General features: G+C 57.1%; 1 pseudogene. It reads right to left on the bottom strand.

The window, feature by feature from the left end:
* Positions 1–233, bottom strand: a pseudogene (locus ACYP03_RS28170) (primosomal protein N'); the annotation flags it as partial.

Genomic DNA, 233 nt, shown 5'->3' with positions numbered 1-233 from the left:
GGGCGGCCTGCGCGTTACCGGCGCGGCGGGTCAGATGCAGGTGGTGGTATTTGCCGGTTCTGGCATTGTGCAGGGTTTCCAGTGCCGGGGTGGCTGAACCAAGCACAATCGGAATGTTTTCTTTGTTTGCCCTCAGTACGGCCATGTCTCTGGCATGATAGCGCAGGCTGTCCTGCTGCTTATAAGACGGGTCATGCTCTTCATCGACAATAATGATGCCGAGATCCGCGAAC

Source organism: Photobacterium sp. R1, assembly GCF_054600795.1.
Note: the sequence above shows the minus strand (reverse complement) of the source record. Positions and strands in the feature narration are given on the sequence as shown.